Origin of the sequence: Polaromonas sp. (assembly GCF_010365105.1) — a bacterium.
In the GTDB taxonomy this organism is placed as follows: domain Bacteria; phylum Pseudomonadota; class Gammaproteobacteria; order Burkholderiales; family Burkholderiaceae_C; genus Polaromonas.
Map to the genome: position 1 here is coordinate 156,968 of NZ_JAAFGZ010000002.1, position 26,818 is coordinate 183,785.

The window sequence follows — 26,818 nt, forward strand, 5'->3', positions numbered from 1 at the left end:
CTCTTGCACGAAAGGCTGAAGGCCGATGATCACCATTCTTGAAGCAAAGCGGGCCGGCCTGTTCGGCAAAGGAAAGATCGTTCCCAACGTGGTTGCCGGGGTGATCGTCGGGGTGGTGGCGCTGCCTCTGGCCATGGCCTTCGCGATTGCCTCGGGCGCCCGGCCCGAACAGGGCATCTACACCGCCATCATCGGCGGCTTCATGGTGTCGGTGCTGGGTGGCAGCCGGGTGCAGATCGCCGGCCCCACGGGCGCCTTCATTGCAATTCTGGCGGGGGTCACGCTCAAGTATGGTTTTGAAGGCCTGCAACTGGCCACGCTCATGGCCGGGCTGATCCTGCTCGTCATGGGGCTGACACGCATGGGCGGGGTGATCAAGTTCATTCCCGATCCGGTCATTGTGGGCTTCACTGCCGGCATCGGCGTCATCATCTGGGTTGGGCAATGGCGCGATTTTCTGGGGCTGCCCAAGGTGGAGGGAGAGCACTTCCACCAGAAGTTGCTGCACCTGGTCGAAGTGCTGCCGCAACTGCACTTTCCCACAACGGGCATGGCGTTGATGAGCCTGCTGCTGGTGCTGTTTTCCACGCGTATCCGTGGGCTCAAGCGGGTGCCAGGGCCGCTCGTGGCCTTGATCGTGGCAACCGGTTTGCAGGCGTTCTTCCACGTTGACGGCATTGCCACCATCGGCAGTGCCTTTGGCGGTATTCCCACGGGCCTGCCGCATTTTTCCTTTCCCAGCGTGACGCTGGCACAGGTCATCTCACTGATTGGGCCGGCCTTCACGATAGCGATGCTGGGCGCCATCGAATCGCTGCTGTCCGCCGTCGTCGCCGATGGCATGACGGCGACCAAACACGACTCCAACCAGGAGCTCATCGGGCAAGGGCTGGCCAACGTGGTGGCGCCATTTTTTGGCGGTTTTGCCGCCACCGGCGCCATTGCGCGCACGGCCACCAACATCCGCAATGGCGGCACCAGCCCCCTGGCCGGCATCACCCACACGGTGACGCTGGTGCTGATCGTCCTGTTCCTGGCGCCCTACGCGGCATATATTCCGCTCGCCTGTCTGGCCGCCATCTTGTTTGTCGTGGCCTACAACATGAGTGAACTCAAGCATTTCAGCCATATCGTTCGGCGCGCGCCACGGGCTGACGTGGCGATTTTGCTGATCACGTTTTTGCTCACGGTCTTTGCCGACCTGGTGGTGGCGGTCAATATCGGCGTCATTCTGGCCATTCTCCAGTTCCTGCGCAGAATGGCTGAAACCGTTGATGTGCAGGTCGTTGACAGCAAGGAGCTCAAGACAGAACTGGCTGCGGCAGGGTTGCAGGAAATTCCGCCTGGCGTGTCGATTTACGAGATTGACGGGCCTTTTTTCTTCGGTGCCGTGGAAAAGTTCGAGCATGTGCTGATGGAAATCCATGCGGACCCGAAGGTCGTGATCCTGCGGTTTCGCCGGGTGCCGTTCATGGACATCACCGGTATCCAGACGCTGGACGAAGTGATCGTCAAGCTGCGAAAACGCGGCGTGCGCACCCTGTTGTGCGAGGCTAATGAGCGGGTGCGCGCCAAACTATGGAAGGCCGGCGTCCTTGATCTTTTGGGTCAGCAGGATTTTCATGACCAGTTTGCGACGGCCCTGACCAGCGCCGTGGCGGGCCTGGCCGCGACTGCCGGCGGGACGGTCGACGCAAACCCTGCGGCTTGACGCGCGCCAGTGGTTCATTTTGCTATTAAATATATAGCTTGTTACGCTCGTCAGTAAAGCGTTAAAGCTGTTTTTGATCAATAAAACAGGCCGCTCATGCGGCTTTGGTGTAGTGGGCCCTGTCAGCAGGTTTTCCCACGCGCCAGGACGCTGCCCTGGTGTTCAGGGATTGGCCTGAAGTCAGGCGGCAAGCGCCGCTTCGATGTCCTTGGCCAGATCGGTCGGCTTGTCCAGCGGTGCGTAGCGCTTGATGACCTTGCCGTCCCTGCCGACCAGAAACTTGGTGAAGTTCCATTTGATGGCCTTGCTGCCCAGCAGGCCGGGTGCTTCGCCGCAGAGCCACTGGTACAGCGGATGGGCGGCCGGGCCGTTGACATCGACCTTGGACATCATCGGAAACGTCACGCCGTAGTTGACCTGGCAGAAGCTGGCAATGTCGCTGTCCTGGCCCGGGTCCTGCGCGCCGAACTGGTTGCACGGGAACCCCAGCACCACCAGTCCTTTTGCGGCATAGGCCTTGTGCAGTTCTTCCAGCCCGCCAAACTGCGGCGTGAAACCGCACTGGCTGGCGGTGTTGACGATCAGCATGACTTGACCCCTGAATTCGGACAGGGCCATGTCCTGGCCGTCGATCTGGCGGGCTTCGAAGTCGTACACCGTTTTGGCGTCTGTGCGCATGAAAAAACTCCTGTCAGGCATGGTGGGGAAAAGCGTATCAAGGTAATTTTGCCCCCGTTTGCACTTCTTCGGCGGCCGGTGCCAGGGCTGCCAGCACCGACGCCAGGACAATCAGGCTGCCGCCCAGCAGGATGCGCGGGGTGAACTGGGCGGCGTCCATCATGGCGGCCGACAGGCTGGCAAACAGGATTTCGGTCAACATCACCACGGCGGTCGTTCCGGCCGCCAGCCGCGCCGCGCCATATTGCAGCGCGGTGTTGCCGACCATGAAGGCCAGGCTCAGCCCCAGCAACACCGGAATGCCGGCTGTCTGCAGCGCCGGGCCGGGCACGAGCTGCCAGGACATGCCCGCCAGCGCTGCTGCCGTCGCCATCAGGCCGCTGCCGCCAAACATCGCCAGCATGCGCGAAGCACCGGGCGTGTGGCCGTATTTGCGCAGCAGGGCATTGGTGACGGCAAAGCTGAAGCCGCCGGCAATCGCCAGCCAGTCGGCGGCGCCCTGCGGCACGGGCCAGGACGCATCGGGCGTCTTCAGGACGATCAGCACGCCCGCCATGGCCAGCCCCAGGCGGGCCAGCGATGCTGGCGTGGGTTTTTCACCCAGCAGCAGCCAGGCCACCAGCACCGACCAGGCCGGCATCAGGTAAAACAGCAGCACCACCCGCACCACGTCGCCCACGGTCACCGCCCAGTTGAAGCTGACGTTGGTCAGGCCTGCCCCAACGGCCAGAAACCACAGCTGCGGACAGGCCACGAAGCCGCGCCAGGCCTTGAACCGCACGGTCAGCAGGCTGGCCGCAATCATCAGGTACATCAGCGCCGTGGCCCACAGGGGATGCAGGCCGTAAGCCTGCAGCTGGCGAAACGGCCACCAGGAAACGCCCCAGACCAGCGCATTGAGCACCAGCGCGCCAACCGCCAGCGCCGCAGTCTGCCCGGTGGCAGTGCGTGTCACGCTCGCGCCCGCCATCAGTGCGTTTTGTCGCTGCGGGCAATGCTGAGCAAGTGGTCCAGCTGCACCTTGTGGTGCACGGTGTTGCTGTTGTGCCAGCGCTGGATCAGCCACATGAAGCCGGCCACCACCACGCCAAAGCCGGTGATCGCGCCAAAGGCTGACAGCCCCAGGCCGGTGGACAGGCTGTAGCCCGCGCCCAGGCTCAGGATGCAGGCCTGTTCGTTGAAGTTCTGCACGGCAATCGAGCGGCCCGCGCCCATCAGGTTGTGGCCCCGGTGCTGAAGCAGCGCATTCATCGGCACCACCAGAAAGCCGCCCAGTCCGCCCAGCAGGATCAGGAAGGGCGCGGCCACCCAGACGTTGGTGATGAAGTTCATCAAAATCACCAGCACGCCCATGGCAATGCCCAGTGGCATGACCCTGGTGGCATGCTCCAGCCGCATGCGCATAGACGCCAGGATGGCGCCGACGGCCGTGCCGATCGCCACCACGCCCACCAGCGACGAAGCCTGCGTGGTGCTGTAGCCCAGTGCCGCCGCGCTCCAGGCCAGCACGATGTAGCGCAGGTTGCCCGACACGCCCCAGAACAGCGTCGTGGTGGCCAGCGAAATCTGGCCCAGCTTGTCGCGCCACAGCGCCGAGTTGCAGCTCCAGAAATCGGGCAGCAGCTCGAACTTGTTTTTCGGCATGGGGCGCATCTCAACGCCGGTGTCAGGAATGCGCAGGTTGAACCAGGCGGCTATTGCGTACAGCACGATCAGCAGCGAAATGGCCGCTTCGGGGGCGGTGTCGATGCCGGTGTCGATGAACGGAATGTCAAAGGCGAGCAGGTGGCTGGAAATCGCATGGCCGACCAGCTGTCCGCCCAGCAGCACGCCCAGGATGATCGACGAGATCGTCAGGCCTTCAATCCAGCCGTTGGCCTTGACCAGTTGCGACGCCGGCAGCAGTTCGGTCAGGATGCCGTACTTGGCCGGCGAATAGGCGGCGGCACCCAGGCCGACGATGGCATAGGACAGCAGCGGATGCGAGCCGAACAGCATCATCAGGCAGCCGACGACCTTGATGGCGTTGCTGACAAACATGACGTTGCCCTTGGGCCGGGCATCCGCATAGGCGCCAACGAAAGGCGCCAAAATGACGTAAAAAAGCGCAAACATCGGCACCAGCGCGGCCGGTTGCCATTTGGGCGCCCCATTGGTCTTGAGCAGTTCGACGGCCGCTACAAAGAGCGCGTTGTCAGCCAGCGAACTGAAAAACTGGGCTGCCATGATGGTGTAAAAACCGCGCTTCATTGAACTGTATTGATCACCGCAGAAAAATGCACCAGTGGGTCCGGTGTCTCAAGATAGGGGGTGAATGTCTCCAAAATATCGCTGTTTATAGCATGGGGGCCAGATGTCAAAATGAAGGGTGGCCCGCCGTCCGGTGCCCGCTTCAATTGCACCTGTCCGGACCTGCCCGCCCTTTTTCGTTTATTCCTGTCCTTACCCACTTTCATTGCGCCATGCCACGTCCCATTCTTGCCACCGTTCACACCACCGCCCTGAGCCACAATCTGGCTCGGGTGCGCGCTGCCGCGCCGGATTCCCGCGTCTGGGCCGTCGTCAAGGCCAATGCCTATGGCCACGGCATCGAGCGTGTCTTTGACGCACTGCGCAGCGCCGACGGCTTTGCGCTGCTCGACCTGGCCGAGGCGCAGCGGTTGCGCGCGCTCGACTGGCGCGGCCCGATCCTGCTGCTCGAAGGCTGCTTTGAGGCGCGCGACCTGGAGCTGTGCTCGCGTTTGGGCCTGTGGCACACCGTCCACTGCAACGAGCAGATCGACCGGCTGGCCGCGCACAAGACGCAGCTGCCGCACCGCGTCTTCCTGAAGATGAACACCGGCATGAACCGCCTGGGTTTCACGCCCGAGCGCTTTCGGGCCGCGTGGATTCGCCTCAACGCCTTACCGCAGGTCGAGGAAATCTCGCTGATGCAGCATTTCCCCGATGCCGACGGTCCCCGGGGCATCAGCGCGCAACTGAAGGCCTTCGACGCCGTCACCCATGACCTGCCCGGCGAGCGCACGCTCAGCAACAGCGCGGCCATCCTGCGCCATGGTGCTGCGCTGGCCGGACGCTCCGACTGGGTCCGGCCCGGCATCGTTCTGTACGGCAGCGCGCCCGACGTTCCAGAGCACAGCGCCGCCCACTGGGACTTGCAGCCCACGATGACGCTGTCGTCCCGCATCATCGGGCTGCAGCAGCTGCAGGCCGGCGACACGGTCGGCTATGGTTCGAGCTTTACCGCCGAAGCGCCCATGCGTATCGGCGTGGTCGCCTGTGGTTACGCCGACGGCTATCCGCGCCACTGCCCGACCGGCACGCCGGTGCTGGTCCAGGGCGTTCGATGCCGCATGGTCGGCCGCGTCAGCATGGACATGATCACGGTGGACCTGACGCCGGTGCCCAGGGCCGGCGTGGGCAGCGAGGTCACGCTCTGGGGCGTGGCCTCCAGCGGCGCGGTGCTGCCCATCGACGAGGTGGCACGGGCCGCCGGCACGGTGGGTTATGAGCTGATGTGCGCCGTGGCGCCACGCGTGACCATGGTGGCTGATTGAAAAAGTGCGACGGTTGACCATTTCGTGCCCGCTGCCCATTGGCTGCGGCTGTCAGCGGGCCAGCGCGGCAGGACAAACGAGGCAACTCCACGGCGGCAAGCCCAGGCTGGGTTACGCTAGCGCATGAACCGGAACGCCCTTCTTGACATGCTGCGCAGCCGCGTGCCGGACCTGCTGGCGATCTACGCCTTCGGCAGCCGCACGCAGGGTGTTGCAGGCCCGCAAAGCGACCTTGACCTGGCGGTGCTGGTGGCCGGATACGCCGAGCCGCTGGCCTTGTGGGCGCTGTCGGGCGACCTGGCCGATGTGGCCGGCTGCCCGGTCGATTTGCTCGACCTGCGCGCGGCCTCTACCGTAATGCAGCACCAGATCATCACCACCGGCCAGCGCTGGTGGGCCAGGGATGTGCAGGCTGGCCTGTACGAGGCGGCCATCCTGAGCGAAAAAACAGCGCTCGATACCGCCCGTGCCGGGCTGCTGGACGACATTGGCAAAAGTGGAAGCGTGTATGGCCGATGACGTGCTGATCAACAAGGCCGCCACCATTGAGCGCTGTGTGAAACGGGCACGCGAGGAATATCACCGCCACCCGGCCACTTTTGCCACCGATTTCACGCGCCAGGATGCGGCCATCCTGAACATCCAGCGCGCCTGCGAAGCGGCGCTGGACATGGGGCAGCACCTGATCCGGCGCGAAAGGATGGGCGTGCCGCAAAGCGCACGCGACGTGTTTGCGCTGCTGGCGCAGGGCGGCTGGATAGAAGCGGCGCTGGCCGATGGCCTTAAGCGCATGGTCGGTTTTCGCAATATTGCGTTGCATGATTACCAGGCCTTGCAGCTGCCAATCACGGTGGCCATCATCCAGAAACACCTGGACGAGTTTTTGCAGTACAGCCAGTGCGTGCTGCTGCGCGATGCGGCGCAATCGGGCGGGTGACGGTAAATTCTTGCGGTTGCGCTTTGGTTGCTGCGTATTTGATAGCGGATTTTGCCCGTGCAGCAAGCGTAAAAGCCCTGAAACGTCTCAATACAGCCCGCGCACCCGCGCTTTCAGCCGTGCCAGGCCCAGCAGCGCATCGGTGAACGGCGTGGCCACCCCGGTCAGCTGGCCCAGCTCCTTCACCACCGTCACCAGCGCATCGAGTTCCAGCGCCTTGCCGGACTCGACGTCCTGAAGCATCGAGGTCTTGAAGGCGCCGAGCTGGCGGGTGATCTGGTGCCGGTCTTCGGGCTGCTGTTCAATCGGAATGCCGATGCGCGCACCGATTTCCTTGGCTTCCAGCATCACCTGCGAGATGAAGCCGCGCACCAGCTCGTCATTCATGATCAGGTCGGTGGTGGCGCCGGTCAGCGCGCTGATCGGGTTGACGGTCATGTTGCCCCAGAGCTTGTACCAGATGTCTTTCTGGATCTGGTCGGAAACCGCCACCTTGAAGCCGGACTTTTCCAGTAGCGCGGCCAGCTGCTGCACACGTCCGGTCTTCTCGCCCGACGGCTCACCCAGGATGAGCTTGTTGCCGAAGTGGTGGCAGACCTGCCCCGGTTCATCGACCGAGCAGCTGGCGTGTACCACGCCCCCGACAATGCGCTGCACCGGCAAGGCGCCCGCCAGCGTGCCGTCCGGATCGACCGACGTCAGCCGCGTGCCAGCCAGCGCGCCGCCGAAGCCGTGCAGAAACCACCACGGCACACCGTTCATCGCCGTCAGCACCAGGGTCTGCGGGCCGAGCAGCGGCGCGATCTGGCGCGCCACCTCGGGCAGCGACGGCGCCTTGACCGCCAGCACCACCAGGTCCTGCACGCCAAAGTCAGCCGGCGTGTCGCTGGAGGCGACGGCCTGCGAAGTGACGTGGTTTCCCGCGCGCAGGCGCAGCCCGTGCAACTGCAGCGCGTCGAGCGTGGCGCCGCGCGCCACCATGCTGACGCTGCAACCGGCCTGCGCCAGCCCGCTGCCTACCCAGCCGCCAATGGCGCCGGCGCCGTAAATGCAAACTTTCATGGCTTTCATGGTGACGGTCTCCAGAAGTCAAAATTTAAGAGAAAAATGCCTTTTGCGCAAGATGCACCGGTACTGGCAGCTATTGATTAAATAGCAAATTAGTCCCGGCTCAGGCCGGTGGCAGGTGCGCCGCCAGGTTGTTGTGCTTGCCTTCATAAACTGGCGCGCCTTCGTAAACCTGCAGCGTCAGCCCGACGGCATGGGCGGCAAACACCGGCGCCAGGTGCGCTTTCACGCTGGCCAGCACCGCTTCGCCGGCGCGCTCGACCATCGCCGGGCTGCGGCCCGGCGTGATGAGCAGGTTCAGGTAGATGAAGGCCCGCTCGGGCTGGCCGTCGGCCACCGCAAAATGCGGCGCAGGCCAGGCCATCACGCGCGTGCCGGCCACTGGAAACAGCGGGGCACCGTCGTCGTGGCGCAGCGCCACCAGCGTGGCCGCCAGGGTGGTGCAGAGCAGGCCCATGTCGGCCGAAGCTTCAAGGTTGGCGGTGTATTCGATTGTCAGATGCGGCATGGAGAACTCCAGTTGAAAAATAGCCGTCGGCTGTGGCTGCTCAATAGGTCTGGCTGGCTGGTGCGACCGACACGCCGCTCTTGAAGCGTGCCGCCAGCGCGCTGGTGGTCTTGGCCAGCAGGTTGGTGTCCAGCCCCACGGCGACGAAGGTGGCGCCAAGTTCCAGGTAGCGGCGGGCCAGCGCCTCGTCGGGCGTCAAAATGCCCGCCGCCTTGCCGGCTTTGACGATGCGCGCAATCGCATCCACAATTGCTGTCTGCACCTCGGGGTGGCCGGGGTTGCCGACATGGCCCATCGACGCAGACAGGTCGGCCGGGCCGATGAACACGCCGTCCACGCCTTGCGTCGCGGCAATCGCATCGAGGTTGCGCAATGACAGCTCGGTTTCGGCCTGCACCAGCAGGCAGACCTGGGCATTGGCCTCATGCACATACGCCGGGTTTCGGCCCCAGAACGAAGCCCGTGCGCCGCCCATGCCGCGAATGCCTTGCGGTGGATAGCGCATGGCAAGCACCAGGTCGGCGGCCTGTTCGGGCGTGTCGACCATCGGCACCAGCAGCGTCTGCACGCCCAGGTCCAGGTATTGCTTGATCAGCGTGGTCCCTATGTGGCCGTGGCCGACCGGAATGCGCGCAATCGGGTGCGAGGCATACGGCGCAATCGCCTGCAACTGGCCCAGGATGCTGCGCAGGTCGTTGGGCGAATGCTCGCCGTCGATCAGCAGCCAGTCAAACCCGGCGCCGGCGCAGAGTTCTGCGCTGTACGGGTCCGCCAGGCCCAGCCACAGGCCGATTTGCGGCCGCTTGTCGGCCAGTGTTTGCTTGAAGGGATTGAGGGGGGTGGTCATGGGCGGTGTCCGTGTGTGGGTTGGAGGAACGAAGGCAGGCAGGCATGCTACAACGTGTCCGCGCTGCCGGCATCACTTTGCATCCTCGATGCCGACAAGGCCGAAGCCGTCAGCACCATGGCCTGGCAGGCGTCACCGCCTGGCCTGGTCGCGCGTTGCCGACAGGCACCGGGAAAGGCACCAGACGACGAAAAACAAGAAGGTGTAAAAGACGACAACCGACGCCATGAAAAGCTTTCAACGTGCATCGGCGCATCCAGCCCCCACGTCGGTCCGGCCTTCGCAAATCAACCAGAACCCGCCATGAAAAACCAGTCTTTTCGCCAACGTGCCGGTTTTGCCGTGCAAGGCATTGCGAGCGCATGGCGCGGCGAAGCGAGTTTTCGCCAGCAGGCGGCGCTGGCCGCCGGCGTGTTGCTGATCCTGCTGTGGCGCCGACCGGCCCTGGTGTGGTGGGCGTTGCTGCTGATGAACTGCGGCCTTGTGCTGGCGGCCGAGTTGTTCAACACCGCGCTGGAAAATGCGCTGGACCATCTTCATCCCGAACAGCATGCGGCGATACGGATTGCCAAGGACTGCGCGGCCGGCGCGGTGCTGGTGTTGAGCCTGACAGGATTGGGCGTGTTCATGGCCTTCCTGGCATCGACCTGGCCGGCGTAGACTGTCTGGCGACCAACTCTGAATGGTGACCGGGTTCACGTGCCCGAAACAACGCAGGAAAGCCGATGCTGCAGTATTTGATCCATCTGGTCGAGCGGCTTGGGCAATGGGGCTACCTCATCATCTTCCTGGGTGCGATGCTGGAATCGGCAGCGTTTCTGGGACTGGTCATTCCCGGCGAAAGCCTGGTGCTGGTGGCCGGTTTTTTGGCCGCGCAGGGCTCCCTGGACCTGGACCTGCTCATCATCGCCGTGGCGGTCGGCGCGTCCATCGGCGACAGCCTCGGCTATGAAATGGGCCGCCGGATGGGGCGCCCGGCCCTGGCGCGCTATGGCGGGCGTTTCGGCTTGAACGAGGCGCGCGTGCAAAGCGCGGACGATTTTTTTGCGCGCCACGGCAGCCAGGCGGTCTTCCTGGGCCGGTTCGTCGGCTTTGCCCGGGCGCTGGTGCCCTTTCTGGCCGGCGCCTCGCGCATGCCCTACCGGATTTTTTTGCCCTACAACGTGTTTGGCGCGGTGCTTTGGGCAGCGGCTGTCGCCTTGCTGGGTTACGTTCTGGGCGCCAGCTGGCAAACGGCCGAACGGTGGATCGGGCGGGCCAGCGCCATCGTCGGTGGCCTGTTGGTGGTTGCATTGCTGGTGGCCTGGCTGTGGCGTTGGGCGACCCGCCATGAAGCTGCCCTCACGCAGGCATGGCGCCGCTTTCTCCAGCGCCCGCGCGTCAGCGCCTGGCGCCAGCACTTCGCCCCGCAGATTTCTTTTGTCCGGGACCGGTTCTCACCCACCAGCTATCTGGGGTTGCAGCTGACGGCGGGGGCGGTGCTGTTGACAGGCGCAAGCTGGCTGTTCGGCGGAATTGCCGAGGACGTGGTGACCGGTGACCCGCTCACCGTCATCGACCTGCGGGTGGCGCAATGGTTCCATGCGCACTCCACCGCGCTGATGACCCAGGCAATGCTGGCGGCGACCAACATTCTCGGCCCCGTCGCGGTCGTGCTGGGGGTTGTGGTGGTGTGCGCCTGGCTGGCCTGGAAGCGAAACGGGTACTGGCTGCTGTGCGTCGGCCTGACGGTGCCGTCCGGCATGCTGCTGAACGTGGCCATGAAGCATGCATTTCACCGTGCCCGCCCCAGCTTTGACGACCCCTTGCTGCTGCTGGCCACCTACAGCTTTCCCAGTGGCCATGTGGCCGGCGCCACCCTGTTTTACGGTGTCATGGCGGCGATGGTGGTGGCCAGGACCGCGGCCTGGCACTGGCGCGTGACGGCAATCCTCGGGGCCTTCACGCTGGTGGCACTGGTGTCGCTGACCCGGGTGTACCTGGGCGTGCATTACCTGAGCGACGTGCTGGCCGCATTTGCCGAAGGCATTGCCTGGCTGACGCTGTGCCTCACCGGAATACACACTTACTGGGCGCATCGCCTTGCCGCCAAAAAATCCTGACGAGGCAGGGCAGGAACCGTGCAGGCATGCCCGGTTCCTGTCGATGACTTCAACGGCACCGACTGCCAGGCAGACCTGACCTGGGCGCGCGGTCAATACACTAGGTGCATGGCCAAAGAAAAAACGATTTACACCTGCACCGAATGCGGCGGCATCAGCCCCAAGTGGCTGGGAAAATGCCCGCACTGCAACGCCTGGAACACGCTGATCGAGTCGGTTGCCGAGAACCCCGGCGCCGTCAAGAACCGCTACAGCACGCAGCGCCAGGGGCTCGCCAAGGCGTCCGACGTCACCGCGCTGGCCGACATCGAGGCCACCGACATGAGCCGCACGCCGACCGGCCACGAGGAACTTGACCGCGTGCTGGGCGGCGGCATCGTCGAGGGCGGCGTGGTGCTGATCGGCGGCGATCCGGGCATTGGCAAATCGACGCTGCTGCTGCAGGCGCTCGATTCGCTGCAGCGCGCCGGTCTGAACACGCTGTATGTCACCGGCGAGGAAAGCGGCGCGCAGGTCGCGCTGCGCTCGCGCCGGCTGGGGCTGGACGGCTCGCAGGTGAAGGTCATGGCGGAAATCCAGCTCGACAAGATTCTGGCGACGCTGGAGGCCACGCAGCCGGCGGTTGCGGTGATTGACTCGATCCAGACGGTGTATTCGGACCTGCTGACGTCGGCGCCGGGCTCGGTGGCGCAGGTGCGCGAATGTGCGGCGCACCTGACGCGCGCGGCCAAATCCAGCGGCGTGTGCATCATCCTGGTTGGCCATGTCACCAAGGACGGCGCGCTGGCCGGGCCGCGCGTACTGGAGCACATGGTCGATACCGTGCTGTATTTCGAAGGTGACACGCATTCGAGCTTTCGCCTGGTGCGCGCCATCAAGAACCGCTTTGGCGCAGTCAACGAGATCGGCGTCTTTGCCATGACCGAAAAGGGCCTGAAGGGCGTGACGAACCCGAGCGCGATGTTCCTGAGCCAGCACAGCGAGCCGGTGCCCGGCAGTTGCGTGATGGTGACGCTGGAGGGAACGCGGCCGCTGCTGGTCGAGATCCAGGCGCTGGTCGATGACGGCGGCCCGAACCCGCGCCGCCTGAGCGTCGGCCTGGACCGCGACCGGCTGGCGATGCTGCTGGCCGTGCTGCACCGCCATGCCGGCGTCGCCTGCATGGACCAGGACGTGTTTGTGAATGCCGTGGGCGGCGTGCGCATCAGCGAGCCGGCTGCCGACCTGGCGGTGATGCTGGCGATTGCGTCCAGCCTGCGCGGCAAGGCCATGCCCAAGGGATTCCTGGCGTTTGGCGAGGTTGGCCTGGCGGGCGAGGTGCGGCCCGCGCCGCGCGGCCAGGAGCGGCTGAAGGAGGCGGCCAAGCTGGGTTTCAGCGTGGCGGTGGTGCCCAAGGCGAATGCGCCGAAAAAGCCGATCGAGGGGCTGACGATTCACGCCGTCGAGCGCATCGAGGAGGCGCTGGACCTGGTGCGCAGCCTGCAGTGAAGTGGCACAACTGCGTGCCATCAGCCCTGCGCTGCGCCTTGCTTTAAAGCGCAGGATGCTCGATTGCTATCAAAATAATAGCTTCTTGTACAGGCTGGCTGTGCGCAAAAGGCTTGAAAAGCTTGAAAAAGCAATGGAGCCTGTCCGGCTTGCGCACCTGTCAGAAAGTGCCGTCAGCTTGCCTGCCCCGGCTCAGTTCCACCTGATGTAAAGCCATGCGCACAAACCCGCGCCGACAGCCCAGAGCAGCCAGGTTTGTGACACGGCATACGGGTAGAGCATCAACGCCACGCCGGTCCAGGTCAGTGATGCGGTCGATGTCCTGCGGCCCCGCCTGAAGGCCACATAGCCAATGATGCCGAACAGGATGGCACCCGCCAGGTAGGCCGGGCTGGGCAGGACAAGTCCTAAAGTTGCGAGCTGGTTGAGTTCGTCCATCGCCCGCATCGTAAACCGGCCGCGCAGCCCGCAGGCGCAATCCCGGGGAATTACCCGCCGGGTGGCGGCTGCTGCCCTGCGGCTGCGTCAGCCAAGGCGAGGGACCAAGGCGACGAACCGGGGCGTTCCTGCGCAACACATATGCCCTGCAAAGAACAACCCTTGCCGCTACGCATTCCCCGCAGCCCGGGGGCCCGTCGGGGCTGCGAAAATATGGCCATGAACTTCCAGAAAATCTTTATTCCTGTCGCCGGCATCGCGGCGGTCGCGCTGGCTTACCGGCAGTACAGCTGGCTTGGCGTGGCGGCGGTCGTCACCGGTCTGGTGATGTGGATGCTGCTGCATTTCACCCGAATGATGACCGTCCTCAAGCGCGCGGCCAACCGGCCGATAGGCTATGTCGGCAGTGCCGTCATGCTCAACGCCAAGCTCAAGCCGGGCGTGAATTTGATGCATGTGATTGCCATGACGCGCGCGCTGGGCAAGCTGCAGTCCGAAAAAGACGTGCAGCCCGAAATCTTTCGCTGGACCGACGGCACCGGCTCGCATGTCACCTGCACGTTTGTCGGCGGCAAGCTGGCGCATCACGAGTTGTTCAGGCCCGCTGAAAACGAGTTGCCGCCCGCGCCGTAGAATCATTGTTTCGGGCTTTGGCACCGCCTGCGCCGGCTGTTTTTTTATGAAGCACCAGGCTGGCAACGGGCCAGGCCCTCGTTCAGGCCCACACCTTTTACTCACCACAGGATCATCAGCATGTCCCCAGCAGCCCCCTCCATGGAAAATCGTGACGGAAAAATCTGGATGGACGGCCAGATGGTCGAGTGGCGCGATGCCAAGATCCATGTGCTGAGCCATACCCTGCACTATGGTTGCGGCGCGTTTGAAGGCGTTCGTGCCTACAGGATGCCCGATGGCGGCACGGCAATTTTCCGGCTGGAGGAGCACACCGAGCGGCTGTTCAACAGTGCCAAGATCCTGCGAATGAAAATTCCGTTCACGCCGCAAGAGGTCATGGACGCCCAGCTTGCCGTGGTGCGTGAGAACAAACTGGAAAGCGGCTATATCCGGCCACTGACCTGGATCGGCTCCGAAAAACTCGGCGTCAGCCCCAAGGGCAACACGATTCACCTGATGGTGGCCGCCTGGACCTGGGGCGCCTACCTGGGCGAGGAAGGCATGAAGCGTGGCATCCGCGTCAAGACCAGCAGCTTCACGCGCCACCACGTCAACATCACCATGATCCACGCCAAGGCGGTGAGCAACTACACCAACTCCATTTTGGCCAATATGGAAGCCACCGACGAAGGCTATGACGAGGCGCTGCTGCTCGACCCGCAGGGCTTTGCCTCTGAAGGCGCGGGCGAGAACCTGTTCATCGTGCGCAAGGGCGTTGTTTACACGCCCGATTCGAGCGCCGGCGCACTGAACGGCATCACGCGCAACACGATTTTCAGCATCTGTGAGGACTTGGGGCTGACCATCAAGGAAAAGCCGATCACCCGCGATGAAATCTACATTTCGGACGAAGCGTTCTTCTCGGGCACAGCCGCTGAGGTGACGCCGATCCGGGAACTCGATCGCATCGAGATCGGCAGCGGCTCGCGCGGCCCGGTCACCGAAAAAATCCAGGCGGCGTTTTTCGACATCGTCAATGGCCGCAACCCCAAGTACGCTTCCTGGCTGACCCGGGTCTGAGCGCTCCCGTCAAAACAACAACAAGGCAAGTCTGAAACCATGCGCAAATCATCCCCCATCGAACTGCTGGCCAGCGACCTCAACGAGCAGGGCTGCATCACCTGCCCCAGCCCCAGGGCCGACATGAAGCTGTGGAACAACCACCCCCGGATCTATCTGGATGTGGCGCGCACCGGCGAAGCCAAGTGCTCCTACTGCGGCACCGTGTACCAGCTCAAGGCGGGCGAACACTTTGGCGGCGGGCACTGAAATAAATAAGCCCCCACGCTCCGCCGCTGCGCGGGTCGCTGCCCCCCGAGGTGGCCGCTGCGCCTGCGGTCTGGCAAAGCCAGTCCCGCGGCCCTTGCTGGTTGGAGGTGCCCCCACGCTTATCGCTTCGCGTACTGCGCTGCCCCCCCGAGGGGGCGCTGCGCCTGCGGCCCGGCAAAGCCGGTTCCTTGGCCCCTGCTGGGGTGGAGGGATACTTCTAGGCTTCGTCGCTGGTTTGTTGTTTGAATCCTGAATGACCCACACCCTCATCATCGCCCCGCAGTGGATCGGCGACGCGGTCATGACCGAGCCGCTGTTGCGCCGGCTGCAGGCACGCGGCGAGCACCTCACGGTGGGTGCGCTGCCGTGGGTGGCGCCGGTGTACCGCGCCATGCCGCAGGTGGCTGATGTCATCGAATTCCCGTTTGCCCATGGCGGCCTGCAGTTCAAGGCGCGCCGCAGCATTGCCAGGCGCCTTGCCGGCCAGTTCGACAAGGCCTACGTGCTGCCGAATTCGCTCAAGAGCGCGCTGCTGCCGTTTCTGGCGAGTATTCCCGAGCGTATTGGTTACCTGGGCGAGGCGCGCATCGGCCTGCTGACGCACCGGCTGAAAAACCCGAAAAACAAACTGCCCATGGTGGCGTTCTATTCGGCCTTGAGCGGGGAAACCGGCCTGGACGGCGACCGGCCTGAATTGCACATGGATGCGGCGCAGGTTGAGGCCGCGCTGCACCAACTGGGCTTGCTACGCGGCGCTTATGTGGTGTTTGCGCCGGGTGCCGAATTCGGCCCGGCCAAGCGCTGGCCGGCGCGCCATTTTTCGGAACTGGCCGCGAAGCTGGACGCCACGGTGGTACTGCTCGGCTCCGGCAAGGAAGCGGCGCTGTGCGAAGAAATTGCCGCGCCGGTGAATGCCGTGCAAGCGGGAAAATGCCTGAACCTGGCCGGCAAGACCTCGCTGCCGCAGGCCTTGGCGCTGATTGCTGCCAGCCGCAGCACCATCAGCAACGACTCCGGCCTGATGCACGTCGCCGCCGCGCTGGGCGTGCCGCAGGTGGCAATTTTTGGCTCGTCCAGCCCGTTGCACACGCCGCCCCTGAACGACCGTGCCCGCGTGCTCTGGCTGAAGGCTGACCCCGCCTACCAGCCGCCGCTGGACTGCGCCCCATGCTTTGCGCGCGAGTGTCCGCTCGGGCATACGCGCTGCCTGAATGACATTGGCGCAGAGCGGGTGCTGACGGCGTTGCATTCCAGCTGACGGGAATGCTGGTGTGAAAGAGCATTGCACGCATTGATGCAATCAGTGGGCAAAAAAAAGGCCACCTTGCGGTGGCCTTGTAAAAGTCCTCTCAGAAAAATCTTGTTCAGGAAAGCGCTGCATCTTTAGGGATTGACAGCTTGGCCGAATTTTTATTAACTTTTTCTGGTTTCCAATGTTGTGACAGCAACACCCCTACTGTGCTTCAGCTTGGGTGTTCTGAACATCCCCAAAAAAGGGGATATTCACATTTTTAGTTGAAACTTCCAGTTTCGTGAACCAGTTCACGGTCAGGTCTCCCCACGGGCAACTCGACAATGAATGAAGCACCACCGCCCGGTCGGGCTTCGCAGCGAACAGTGCCGCCGTGGCGCTCGGCAATCGATTTCACCAGCGCCAGCCCCAGACCCACGCCGCCTTCGCGCTCGCTGGCACCGGGCAGTCGGTAAAACGGCTCGAAAATCCGCTCGCGCTGGTCTGCCGGTACACCCGGCCCCCGGTCATGCACGCGAATGATGGCTTTTTGCTGCTTGCCCGCGCCGGTCTGGGCCAGCTCCAGCGTGATGTCGCCGTGGGTGTAGCGCCGGGCGTTTTCCAGCAGATTGCGGATCAGGCGGCGCAGCAGCCGGGGCGAACCCTGCAGCGTCAGGCTATGGTCGGCGTCCGGCCCGGTTTGCAGCTCGGCCATCAGCTCGGCATTGACGCGTGCGCATTCCTCGGCGGCCAGCCCGGTCAGGTCCAGGGTCTCGAACGGTTCGGCGTCTGCCTGCCTGGTGTCCAGCCGGCTGGCCAGCAGGATTTCATCGATCAACTGGTCCAGCTCGGTGATGCTGCGCGCTATTTCCATGCGCTGGGGCGACGCCTTGTCCACACCCATCAATTCCAGCCCCATGCGAATGCGCGCCAGTGGCGAGCGCAGTTCGTGGGAGGCATTGGCGAGCAGCGACTTGTGCGATTCCATCAGCGTCTCGATGCGCTCGGCAGCGTGGTTGAAGCGCCGTGCCAGGAAAGCCACTTCGTCGCTGCCTTCGGTGTTGATGCGCGCCGACAGGTCGCCCGCGCCCCAGCGTTCGACGCCGCGCTGCAGGGCTTCGAGCCGCAGCGTCAGGCGCCGCATCACCGGGTAAGCGCCCACGGCCACGGCCAGCCCCACCAGACCGATCATCCAGCCAAAGCTGAAACCAAATGGCGGCCGGTTCCAGGCGTTGCCAGGCGGGCTCTGGGGCCGGGGCAGCAACAGCTTCAGCGTTTGGCCGTCGGTGGTCACCATATTAAATTCAATGTCGTCGCCCCGCTGGCGGTCGGGCTTGGTCTGTGCCGTGCCGATGACTTCGCCGGCGGCGTTGTGCACCAGCACTTCACGGATCGGGAGTTGCGGCGGATCGGTGCTGAAATGCCAGGCCGCAGCAACCAGGAAGGTCAGCACCACCACCGTGGCCACGACGGCCAGCCAGATGCGCACATAAAGGTGCGACGTGAACCGGGACCAGATCTGCGATCTCACGCGACGCTCAGTCTTGCTGTTTGGCAAACACGTAGCCGACGCCGCGCACCGTCAGGATGCGCTTGGGGTCCTTGGCGTCAAGCTCGATGGCGCTGCGGATGCGGCCCATGTGGACATCGATCGAACGGTCAAAGGCTTCGAGTTCGCGGCCGCGCACGGCTTCCATGATCTGGTCCCGGCTCAGCACGCGGCCGGCGCGCTCGCTCAGGGCCACCAGCAGGTCGAACTGGTACGAGGTCAGCTCGCACAGGTTGCCCGACACCGACACCGATCGCGCATCGCGGTCAATCTCCAGCGAACCGAAGCGCATCACCTTGTGGCTGCCCGCCGAAACGCTGCTGCCGCCGGCGCTGTCGCCGCCCCGGCGCAGCACGGCGCGGATGCGCGCCAGCAACTCGCGCGGCTCAAACGGCTTGGGCAGGTAGTCGTCGGCGCCGATTTCGAGGCCGACGATGCGGTCCATCGGGTCGCCCTTGGCCGTCAGCATGAGCACGGCGGTGCGGCCCGCGTCGCCGCCCTGGCCCTTGATCCGGCGGCACACCTCCAGCCCATCCATGTCGGGCAGCATCAGGTCCAGGATCACCAGGTCGGTCGGGCTGGCCTGCAGCGCTTCCAGGCCGCCGGCACCGGTGGCGGCATGCGTAAAGCCATAGCCGGACTGGCGCAAGTATTCACCCACCATGCTGGCCAGGCGGGTGTCGTCTTCGATCATCAAAAGCTGTTGGGTCATGGGCCGGTCCTCAAGTTGGAAAGGCGTGCTCGCCGGAAAGGCTGTCGCCATGGGATTCATGGTGCGCCAGGCGCAACAATTGAACTTTAAGCCGTCGTAAAGATGCGGTAAACAAAAGGTTCGGTTTGCTATGTAATCAGTAGCTGCTTGTGCATGCTGCTATTGCGCAGGAGCCGTTTTTGACCGTGAAGCCAGGGCAATCAGCAACAACACCGGCACACCGAGCAGTGCGGTGGCGGTAAAGAAATTGCTGTAGCCGAACGCATCCACATACGCCCCCGAATAACCCGCCAGCGCCTTGGGCAGCAGCAGCATCATCGAGCTGAACAGCGCGTACTGCGTGGCCGAATAGTTGATGTTGGTCAGGCTCGACAAATAGGCAATGAAGGCGGCCGAGGCGATGCCGCTGGACAGGTTGTCGGCCGAAATCACAAAGATCAGTGACGTCACGTCGTGGCCGCGCGTGCCAAGCCAAGCGAACAGCAGATTGCTGGCGGCGCTCAGCACCGCGCCCAGCATCAGCACCTTCATCACGCCAAAACGCATCGCCAGCCCGCCGCCCAAAAAGGCGCCAACCAGCGTCATGATGACGCCGTAAATCTTGGTGACGGTGGCCACCTCGTCCTTGGTGTAGCCCATGTCAACATAAAACGGATTGGCCATGATGCCCATCACCACATCGCTGATGCGGTAGATGGCAATCAGGCCCAGGATCAGCAGCGCCTGCTTGCCGTAGCGGCGCAGGAAGTCGGCAAACGGCTCGATCAGCGCGCCCTTGAGCCAGTCGGCGGCGTTCTTGCTGGGCGGCAGCTCGCGGCGCTGGGGTTCGGGCGAGAACAGCACCGTGACCATGCCCAGCAGCATCGACGCGGCCATGACCAGGTAAGCCGCCTGCCAGGCGCCGTGCTGGTAGGTCGTCACGCCGACGATCTCTGCCCGCGCGGCGATCCACAGCGCGCCCGCGCCCGACCAGATCATCGCCAGCCGGTAGCCGGTCTGGTAGGCGGCAGCCAGTGCGGCCTGGCGCTGGGTGTCGGCCGATTCGATGCGGTAGGCGTCCAGCGCAATGTCCTGCGTGGCCGAGCCAAAGGCCACGGCCAGTGCGCACCACACCACCGGCAGCAGCGCCAGCTTGGGGTCGGTCAGCGCCATGCAGACCAGCGCCGTCATGATGACCGCCTGCGACAGCAGCAGCCAGCTGCGCCGCCGGCCCAGCCAGCGGGTCAGCAGCGGAATCGGCAGGCGGTCCACCAGCGGCGCCCAGGCCCATTTGAAGCCGTAAGCCAGGCCGACCCAGCTCAGGTAGCCAATCGTGGTGCGATCGATGCCCGCTTCGCGCAGCCAGAAGCTCAGTGTGCCAAACACCAGCAGCAGCGGCAGCCCGGCTGAAAAACCCAGCAGCAGCATGCGCAGCGTGGCCGCTTCCGAATAGACCCGCCAGACCTCGCGCCAGCTGGGCTTGGGGACGGGGGCAGGCGCGCTTTGCGCAGGGCTGGCCGTTGCAGAAGATGGCGACGTGGAGAGAGGAGGTGAAAAGGTTTTGTCTGACATGTGGATTGCAGTTTGTGGCTATTATTCCTGCATGTGCTTTCTATGCGATGTCAAACACTCTTCCTGGCCGGGTCGGCGCGGCTTTTTACTGGCGGCTGCCGGATCAGCGGCCACGCTGGTTTCCGCGCCTTTGCTGGCCCAGGTGGACGTGGGCCAGTCGTCGAGCCTGCGCAACCTGGTGCCTGCCGAAGAGCTTGAAGCCGCCTCTGTCCAGCAATATGCAAAGCTCCTGGCCGAAGCCAAGTCTCAAGGCGCACTGGCGCCGCCGGGCAATGCACAGCTTCAGCGGCTGACCACCATTTCCAGGCGGCTGATTCCGCACGCGGCCCAATGGAACGAACGCGCGAAACAATGGCGCTGGGAAATCAACCTGATTGGCAGCAAGCAGGTCAATGCGTTTTGCATGCCCGGCGGAAAGATCGCTTTTTACACCGGCATCCTCGATCAGTTAAAGCTCACCGACGATGAAGCGGCCATGATCATGGGCCACGAGATGGCCCACGCCCTGCGCGAGCATGCCCGTGCCCGCATTGCCAAAAGCCAGGGCACCGGCACATTGCTGTCACTGGGCGCGCAATTGCTGGGGCTGGGCGAGTTGGGCAACGTGGCGGCCAATGTCGGCACCGAACTGCTTACGCTGCGTTTCAGCCGCGACGACGAAAGCGATGCCGACCTGGTCGGACTTGAACTGGCCGCACGCGGCGGTTACAACCCGCAGGCCGCCGTCAGCCTGTGGCAAAAAATGGCGCAGGCTGGCGGTGGCTCCAGCGGGCCGAGTTTCTTGTCAACCCATCCTTCGGGACCGCAACGCATCCAGGAACTCCAGTCCAATGTGCCCAAGGTGCAGGGCCTGTACCAGCGCGCACGCAGCTAGCCAACAGCTGGAAGCGCCGTGTTTACGCAGGGTTGCGGCGCGCCCTGAACGCTTGCGTCACCTGGACCAAGGCTTGCAAGGCATTTTCCAAAAGTCACATTCGGACTCAAGTCGGTAATCGCCAAGGCGCCCTGCAAGGAGCCCGCATTTTTGCGGCCGGACTGATGCCAGGCATGGTGGAAAAGTATTTGGCCATCAGCGCCTGGCGGCTCCACCAGAAATTCACAAATTTCGTGGTTTGCAAGGCGCCATTCGCTTTCCATTGCACCCCCCTTTTTCTGCGCTGCACGCTTAAAAAAACCTACGACGGGACGCCTGGCAGGGTGCTTGCTGCCGTCATCTGCGGCCCCCAAGTCACACAAAACGTAAACCCAAATCATCTGTTTACATAAGGTAACGACTTAGATACATGGCAACAATTATTTTAAAGCTCAGCTTTGAACTTTGGCAATTGTCCTGCCCTTCTGAAAACCACATGCGCAAGGCTCAAATCCGCGCAAACAAGTTAACTACTTCTTATATACCCAGCCACAAGATAAAAATTGTGCAGTTGTACGTTTCCAGTGGCAGAATTTAATCAACAGGGTTCCGAGGCAAGCGCAAAAAAAACGCATGTCCGGGGCCAGGAATGCCAGGCAATTGAATAATAAAAATACAGGCGAGCGTTTGATCAATAAACATTGCATGGTTTGCTGCAGCACATGAAGTTTCCTGGTTTAAATCAGAAAATAATGGAACAAGGGAGTTGAGGGAATGAATATTGCGCTGTCGCGTGTTGAACCGTCCGAGCCCTCCAAAGGTGAATCGGACGAGCAAGGCTGGTATGTTGCCTATACCCAGCCCCAGCGCGAGCAGCTTGCCCAGATCAATTTGACGCTTCAGGGTTTCGAGGCGTACCTTTGCCAATATAAAACATTCAAGAAATCGCCGGATGGCTTGATGGCGGTGTTGCAGCCGATGTTTCCCCGTTATATATTTTTCAGGCCCACACATGCCGGACAATCTATTTCAGTGGTGCGTTCCACACGCGGTATTTCCTTCGTCCTTCGGTTCGGCTTGATTCCTGCCCTGCTGAAACCAGAAGAACTCCGCATGATCAAGGCATTGGAAAGTGCGCAAAACCAGGTCGATGTGGGTGAAACCAGCCCTTTTCAGCCCGGACTCAGGGTGCGTCTGCAAAATTGCGGCTTGAATGGTCTTGAAGGTCTGGTTCATTCGGTTTCCAGCAAACGAGTCACCTTGCTGATCCAGCTGTTGGGACGAGAGAAAAAACTTCAACTCGAACACCACCAGGTAGAACTGCTGGATCAATAAACATTGCGTTTAAAAAGAGAGCGGGGACAGCGTCGTCTGGACTCTGCTATTTGCGTTGACAGGCTGGATGGATTGAAGTTGGTTGAGCGGGAGTAAAGGAATAAGAAAAACAGTGTTTTTGAGCCTTAAAAGCCAAAAACACTGCGGTAGCCATCCACTTTCGGTTTTTAGTCAAAAAAAGCAGGCTGAAACTCACTGAATATCGGGTAATCGGGTCAAATAAAAAACCGTCAATTCAAGTTCTCTTGAATGCTGCTGTACCTACCCATTTTTTTAGTCCTCCAACAGTTTGCGACTCCCGGTTAATTTTTCAGGTCAGCCAAATATCTGGTGCCCGGATTAATCAATTTTTTAAATTCATTTAAAAAATGTAGTGCATGTATTCATCTCCACTGGCTTTAAAAATTGGCCGTGGATTATTTACTGCAGGTCTGAACGTGTTATTTCCTTGTTGCGAATGGCTGAGGTGTCTTCACCTTTGGCCAATTTGCACTTTTCCTGCGTGATCAAGCAAATTCTGTTTTTACTGTAACTGGGCCAACACTGCCCGATTCAAAAAGCGAGGTTCGTCATGTACATCCAGCAACTTAATCTTCCAGCGCCCCCGTCCGTCTTGCGCCAGGACCCGGAAACCAATCTGCTCGACCTGGTGGGCGTGGTGGCGGACAACCGTTGGCTGATCGCAGGCGTGACCGCATTGGCAGTGCTGCTCGGAGGCGCTTATGCGGTCCTGACAACGCCCGTGTATGAAGCCAACTCTCTCATACAGGTTGAGGAAACCAAGGAAAACACAGGCACCACGGCCACTGCACTGGGGGCGGCGGCCAACCTGTTTGAAATCAGGTCGCCCGCATCGGCCGAGATGGAAATTCTTCGCTCACGCCTGGTCGTCGGACAGGCAGTGCAAAGTCTTCAGCTGGATTTGGCGGTCTGGCCCAAATACATTCCCGTCGTCGGCAAGTGGCTGGCTCGTGGGGCTACATCGCCCTCGGAGCCCGGTTTTCTGGGAATGAAGGGTTACGTCACCGGCAACGAATCGCTGAAAGTGGAGAGTTTTGTCATTCCGCCCAAATTCGAGACAAAGCGCTTTCTGGTTCGCCTCGACGGCGATGGCTACGCGCTGGTGTCACCTGACGGCGACACCCTTGCCAATGGCCGGTTTGGAACACCTCTTGCGTTCACGGTAGGTGGTCAAAAGGGGCAGATGCTCGTCAGCTCGGCCGTCGGAAAGCCCGGGGCTGAATTCAACCTCATGCGGTTTCCGCAACTTGCCGTCATTGAAAGGCTGCAACAGTCTCTCCTGATCGTTGAGCAGGGCCGCCAGTCGGGCGTGATCCTTACCAGCCTGACCGGCACTAATCCTGAAATCATTGCGCAGACCCTGAACGAAATCGGTTCGATGTATGTACGCCAGAACGTGGCGCGCAAAGTGGCGGAAGCAGAAAAAATGCTGGCTTTTCTTAAAACCAATTTGCCACAGTTGCGCGCAAAGATTGAGCAGTCTGAAAGCAGGTTCAACCAGTTTCGCAACCGCAACGGCTCTTTTGACCTGACAACCGAATCCAAGGTGGTGCTTGACCAATCGATCAAGCTTCAGACGTCATTGCTCGATTTGCAGCAAAAGCGGTCAGACCTGGACGCGCGTTTCGGTCCACAACATCCCAACATTCAAACCATTGATGTGCAGATCAGGGGCCTGACCAATGAACTGAACATGATCAACAACCGAATGAAATCATTCCCCGCGGTTGAACAGGATTATTTGCGCATGACACGTGACATGAAGGTCGACACGGAACTGTACGCAAGCTTGCTCAACAGTTCGCAGCAACTCCAGCTGGTCACGGAAGGCAAGGTCGGCAACGTACGCATCGTCGATGTGGCGGCGGTTCCCCAGATTCCCATCAGGCCACTGCCCATGAACATCACGACCATCGCCGGGATGCTGGGCCTGCTGACCGGCCTGCTGTTGGCGTTTTTGCGCAACAGCATGCGCGACGGCATCCAGCACCCGACGGACATCGAGCAGCGGGCAGGCCTGCGCGTGTTTTCAACCATTCCGTTCAGCAAGGTACAAGCCAGGCAGTTGCTCCGGATTGGCGGCAAGACCACCGGCCAGCACATTCTGGCCATCACGTCTCCGGATGATCCGGCCATTGAAAACCTGCGCAGCCTGCGCACTTCGCTGCAGTTCGCCATGGTCGATGCCACAAGCCCTATCGTGCTGGTGACCGGCCCGACCGCAGGCACCGGAAAGTCCTTCATCAGCAGCAACTTTGCGGCGGTGCTGGGCGCGGCCAACAAGAAAGTCCTGCTCATTGACGCCGACCTCCGCAAGGGCCACCTGCATCATTATTTTGGGCTGGAACAGGGCAGCGGGTTCAGCGACGTGCTCAGTGGCAATGTGAAGCTCGAAGACGCGCTGCACCGCAAGATTGCACCCAATGTGGATTTCCTGGCGGCAGGATCCATCCCGCCCAATCCGGCAGAACTTCTGATGACGGGTGCCACCCAGCAGTTGCTGCAGCTTGCCGCCAAGTATTACGACATGGTCATCGTGTGCTCGGCGCCTGTGCTGGCGGTGTCTGACGCGGCGATCCTGGCGCCCATGGTGGGGGGCGTGTTCCTGGTGGCCCACGCCGAGGTCACCAGCCTGGGCGAACTTCACGAATCCGGCAAGCGGCTGTCGCAAAACGGTGCCCAGGTCAAGGGCGTGATTTTCAACGGCCTCACCCTCAGCAAGAGCCGCTACAGCCGGGGCTATGCCTTCAACGATCACCGTTATGCCAGCAACCAGTACTGAGGTGCGCACCATGTTTCAAGCCCCTGAACTGTCAAGCGATTATTTCAGCGGATTGCCCGCCGATCACCATGTGGTGCAGCCGGTCATTCTTTGCGGCGGGTCCGGCACGCGCCTCTGGCCACTGTCACGAAAATCATTTCCCAAGCAGTTTGTGCCCCTGATTGGCGACAAAAGCCTTTTGCAACTGACGCTTGAGCGTGTGGCCCAACTTGGCGGCGCCACCGCCGTCGAGGTACTTTGCGTGGCCGCTGAAGAACACCGTTACCTGGTGCTTGAGGCCATGCAGGCCGCCAGGGTCAGTGGCTCGGTGATTCTGGAGCCCGTGGCACGCAACACGGCGGCAGCCATGGCACTGGCGGCATTGAAGGCGCAACCCGGCCAATGGCTGCTGTTTTGCCCGGCAGACCACCACATTCCCGATGCACTGGCCTTTGCCGCCATGGTGGAGCAAGGCAAGTTGGCAGCAGAGCAGGGCGCCATCGTTTCCTTTGGCGTCAAGCCGAGCTACCCCAGCACGGCTTACGGCTACATCGAGCAGGGCGAGCTCCGCTCGGACAACAGCTACTCGGTGGCACGCTTTATTGAAAAACCTCTGGTGGAAAAGGCCCAGGATCTGATCCTGCAAGGCAATGTGTTGTGGAATGCGGGTATTTTCCTGTGCAAGGCCAGCACCTTGCTCGAAGCACTCGGCCAGCATGCGCCCGACATTCTGGCCAGTTGCCGCAAGGCGATGGACGCAGCCGTTTGCGATGAACCGTTCATTCGCCCCCAGACGCAGGCCTTTACCGCATGCCGTTCGGAAAGCATCGATTACGCGGTGATGGAACACCACACGAACATTGCCGTGGTTCCCTTTGCCGGTGCCTGGAGCGACGTCGGCAGCTGGAACGCGGTGGCCGACATGACCCTGGCGGATGGAAATGGCAACCGGGTCGATGGCCAGGGCCTGGCCATCGAGGCAACCAAGACCTATATCCATGCCCCCTACCGCCCGGTGGTGGCGCTGGGCACGCATGACCTGCTCATCATCGACACGCCCGATGCGGTGCTGGTCGCCACCTCCAGCCATGCCGAAAGCGTGAAGATCGTGGTGGCCGAACTCGAAGCCCGCCGGACGCCGCAAGCCGCCATCCATCGCAAGGTCTCGCGTCCCTGGGGCTCGTACGACAGCATCGACATGGGTGAAAGGTTTCAAGTCAAACGAATTGTCGTCAAGCCTGGCGGAACCCTGAGCCTGCAAAAGCACTACCACCGGGCCGAGCACTGGATCGTCGTCAAGGGCACCGCAAAAGTGACCCGTGGCGATGAAACCTTTCTGCTCACTGAAAACCAGTCCACTTACATTCCCATCGGCGAGCTTCACCGGCTGCACAACCCGGGCAAGACACACCTGGAAATGATTGAAGTGCAATCCGGAAGCTATCTGGGTGAAGACGACATCGAGCGTTATGAAGACAACTACGGACGCGTGATTCCGGTTGAACTGAACAAGAAACGGGCTTGATG

The 26,818-nt window shown here is 62.2% G+C and carries 25 protein-coding genes; 15 read left to right on the forward strand and 10 right to left on the reverse strand.

What is annotated here, in order from left to right; translation table 11 throughout:
• Positions 1–25 precede the first annotated feature (25 nt).
• Positions 26–1,711, forward strand: coding sequence for a SulP family inorganic anion transporter (locus tag GZ092_RS02195; protein WP_293634082.1), 1,686 nt, complete (start codon positions 26–28; stop codon positions 1,709–1,711).
• A 180-nt stretch (positions 1,712–1,891) separates the two neighbouring features.
• Here GZ092_RS02195 and GZ092_RS02200 read toward each other — a convergent pair whose 3' ends face one another.
• The 3 genes from GZ092_RS02200 to lplT are packed head-to-tail and all read right to left on the reverse strand — an operon-like array spanning position 1,892 to position 4,639.
• On the reverse strand, positions 1,892–2,389 hold the full coding sequence (locus GZ092_RS02200) for a glutathione peroxidase (RefSeq protein ID WP_293634083.1): 498 nt from the start codon (positions 2,387–2,389) through the stop codon (positions 1,892–1,894).
• Positions 2,390–2,426: 37 nt separating this feature from the next.
• Entirely contained in the window at positions 2,427–3,344 is a 918-nt protein-coding gene (locus GZ092_RS02205; protein ID WP_293634084.1) for a DMT family transporter, read from the reverse strand.
• A 14-nt stretch (positions 3,345–3,358) separates the two neighbouring features.
• A complete protein-coding gene (gene lplT / locus GZ092_RS02210) occupies positions 3,359–4,639 on the reverse strand; it encodes a lysophospholipid transporter LplT (RefSeq protein ID WP_293634085.1) in 1,281 nt (426 codons plus the stop codon).
• A gap of 212 nt (positions 4,640–4,851) precedes the next feature.
• On the opposite strand from lplT, the gene alr reads away from it, so the two are divergent.
• The 3 genes from alr to GZ092_RS02225 all read left to right on the forward strand — a co-directional run bounded on the left by alr (position 4,852) and on the right by GZ092_RS02225 (position 6,883).
• Positions 4,852–5,946 (forward strand): alanine racemase, encoded by a 1,095-nt coding sequence (gene alr / locus GZ092_RS02215; protein ID WP_293634086.1) that lies wholly within the window; start codon positions 4,852–4,854, stop codon positions 5,944–5,946.
• A 123-nt stretch (positions 5,947–6,069) separates the two neighbouring features.
• Positions 6,070–6,465 (forward strand): nucleotidyltransferase domain-containing protein, encoded by a 396-nt coding sequence (locus GZ092_RS02220; protein ID WP_293634087.1) that lies wholly within the window; start codon positions 6,070–6,072, stop codon positions 6,463–6,465.
• Complete coding sequence (locus tag GZ092_RS02225; RefSeq protein WP_293634088.1) at positions 6,455–6,883, forward strand: DUF86 domain-containing protein; 429 nt, start codon at positions 6,455–6,457, stop codon at positions 6,881–6,883. Before GZ092_RS02220 ends, GZ092_RS02225 begins: the two co-directional genes overlap by 11 nt.
• 87 nt (positions 6,884–6,970) lie before the next feature.
• Here GZ092_RS02225 and GZ092_RS02230 read toward each other — a convergent pair whose 3' ends face one another.
• The 3 genes from GZ092_RS02230 to hpaI form a co-directional block, all read right to left on the reverse strand.
• Positions 6,971–7,945 (reverse strand): 2-dehydropantoate 2-reductase, encoded by a 975-nt coding sequence (locus GZ092_RS02230; RefSeq protein ID WP_293634137.1) that lies wholly within the window; start codon positions 7,943–7,945, stop codon positions 6,971–6,973.
• Positions 7,946–8,054: 109 nt separating this feature from the next.
• Positions 8,055–8,459, reverse strand: a complete 405-nt coding sequence (locus tag GZ092_RS02235; RefSeq protein WP_293634089.1) for a 5-carboxymethyl-2-hydroxymuconate Delta-isomerase — start codon at positions 8,457–8,459, stop codon at positions 8,055–8,057.
• A 40-nt stretch (positions 8,460–8,499) separates the two neighbouring features.
• Positions 8,500–9,306: a 4-hydroxy-2-oxoheptanedioate aldolase gene (gene hpaI / locus GZ092_RS02240; protein ID WP_293634090.1), complete on the reverse strand. Its 807-nt coding sequence runs from the start codon at positions 9,304–9,306 to the stop codon at positions 8,500–8,502.
• 303 nt (positions 9,307–9,609) lie between these two features.
• On the opposite strand from hpaI, the gene GZ092_RS02245 reads away from it, so the two are divergent.
• The 3 genes from GZ092_RS02245 to radA all read left to right on the forward strand — a co-directional run bounded on the left by GZ092_RS02245 (position 9,610) and on the right by radA (position 12,896).
• Entirely contained in the window at positions 9,610–9,966 is a 357-nt protein-coding gene (locus GZ092_RS02245) for a diacylglycerol kinase (protein ID WP_293634091.1), read from the forward strand.
• Positions 9,967–10,031: 65 nt separating this feature from the next.
• The gene (locus GZ092_RS02250; protein ID WP_293634092.1) at positions 10,032–11,408 is read left to right on the forward strand and encodes a bifunctional DedA family/phosphatase PAP2 family protein; all 1,377 of its coding nucleotides are present in this window, start codon (positions 10,032–10,034) and stop codon (positions 11,406–11,408) included.
• Positions 11,409–11,516: 108 nt separating this feature from the next.
• Positions 11,517–12,896: a DNA repair protein RadA gene (gene radA / locus GZ092_RS02255; RefSeq protein ID WP_293634093.1), complete on the forward strand. Its 1,380-nt coding sequence runs from the start codon at positions 11,517–11,519 to the stop codon at positions 12,894–12,896.
• A gap of 192 nt (positions 12,897–13,088) precedes the next feature.
• Here radA and GZ092_RS02260 read toward each other — a convergent pair whose 3' ends face one another.
• Positions 13,089–13,334, reverse strand: a complete 246-nt coding sequence (locus GZ092_RS02260; protein WP_293634094.1) for a hypothetical protein — start codon at positions 13,332–13,334, stop codon at positions 13,089–13,091.
• Between the two features lie 219 nt (positions 13,335–13,553).
• Here GZ092_RS02260 and GZ092_RS02265 point away from each other — a divergent pair, with 219 nt between their 5' ends.
• The 4 genes from GZ092_RS02265 (at position 13,554) to waaF (ending at position 16,536) form a co-directional block, all read left to right on the forward strand.
• The gene (locus GZ092_RS02265; RefSeq protein WP_293634095.1) at positions 13,554–13,967 is read left to right on the forward strand and encodes a glycerate kinase; all 414 of its coding nucleotides are present in this window, start codon (positions 13,554–13,556) and stop codon (positions 13,965–13,967) included.
• Between the two features lie 120 nt (positions 13,968–14,087).
• Complete coding sequence (locus tag GZ092_RS02270; protein ID WP_293634096.1) at positions 14,088–15,029, forward strand: branched-chain amino acid transaminase; 942 nt, start codon at positions 14,088–14,090, stop codon at positions 15,027–15,029.
• A gap of 39 nt (positions 15,030–15,068) precedes the next feature.
• Positions 15,069–15,278, forward strand: a complete 210-nt coding sequence (locus tag GZ092_RS02275; RefSeq protein ID WP_293634097.1) for a zinc-finger domain-containing protein — start codon at positions 15,069–15,071, stop codon at positions 15,276–15,278.
• A gap of 253 nt (positions 15,279–15,531) precedes the next feature.
• Entirely contained in the window at positions 15,532–16,536 is a 1,005-nt protein-coding gene (waaF, locus tag GZ092_RS02280; protein ID WP_293634098.1) for a lipopolysaccharide heptosyltransferase II, read from the forward strand.
• Between the two features lie 253 nt (positions 16,537–16,789).
• Here the strand turns inward: waaF and GZ092_RS02285 are convergent, their stop codons facing one another.
• From GZ092_RS02285 to GZ092_RS02295, 3 genes are all read right to left on the reverse strand, one after another.
• Complete coding sequence (locus tag GZ092_RS02285) at positions 16,790–18,040, reverse strand: ATP-binding protein (RefSeq protein ID WP_293634099.1); 1,251 nt, start codon at positions 18,038–18,040, stop codon at positions 16,790–16,792.
• A 7-nt stretch (positions 18,041–18,047) separates the two neighbouring features.
• Entirely contained in the window at positions 18,048–18,770 is a 723-nt protein-coding gene (locus GZ092_RS02290) for a response regulator transcription factor (protein ID WP_293634100.1), read from the reverse strand.
• A 159-nt stretch (positions 18,771–18,929) separates the two neighbouring features.
• Positions 18,930–20,321, reverse strand: coding sequence for an AmpG family muropeptide MFS transporter (locus tag GZ092_RS02295; RefSeq protein ID WP_293634101.1), 1,392 nt, complete (start codon positions 20,319–20,321; stop codon positions 18,930–18,932).
• A 31-nt stretch (positions 20,322–20,352) separates the two neighbouring features.
• On the opposite strand from GZ092_RS02295, the gene GZ092_RS02300 reads away from it, so the two are divergent.
• From GZ092_RS02300 to GZ092_RS02315, 4 genes are all read left to right on the forward strand, one after another.
• Entirely contained in the window at positions 20,353–21,195 is an 843-nt protein-coding gene (locus GZ092_RS02300) for a M48 family metallopeptidase (protein ID WP_293634102.1), read from the forward strand.
• Between the two features lie 753 nt (positions 21,196–21,948).
• A complete protein-coding gene (locus GZ092_RS02305) occupies positions 21,949–22,509 on the forward strand; it encodes a transcription termination/antitermination NusG family protein (RefSeq protein WP_293634103.1) in 561 nt (186 codons plus the stop codon).
• 571 nt (positions 22,510–23,080) lie between these two features.
• Complete coding sequence (locus GZ092_RS02310; protein ID WP_293634104.1) at positions 23,081–25,312, forward strand: polysaccharide biosynthesis tyrosine autokinase; 2,232 nt, start codon at positions 23,081–23,083, stop codon at positions 25,310–25,312.
• 10 nt (positions 25,313–25,322) lie between these two features.
• A complete protein-coding gene (locus GZ092_RS02315; RefSeq protein WP_293634105.1) occupies positions 25,323–26,816 on the forward strand; it encodes a mannose-1-phosphate guanylyltransferase/mannose-6-phosphate isomerase in 1,494 nt (497 codons plus the stop codon).
• Positions 26,817–26,818: the final 2 nt, after the last annotated feature.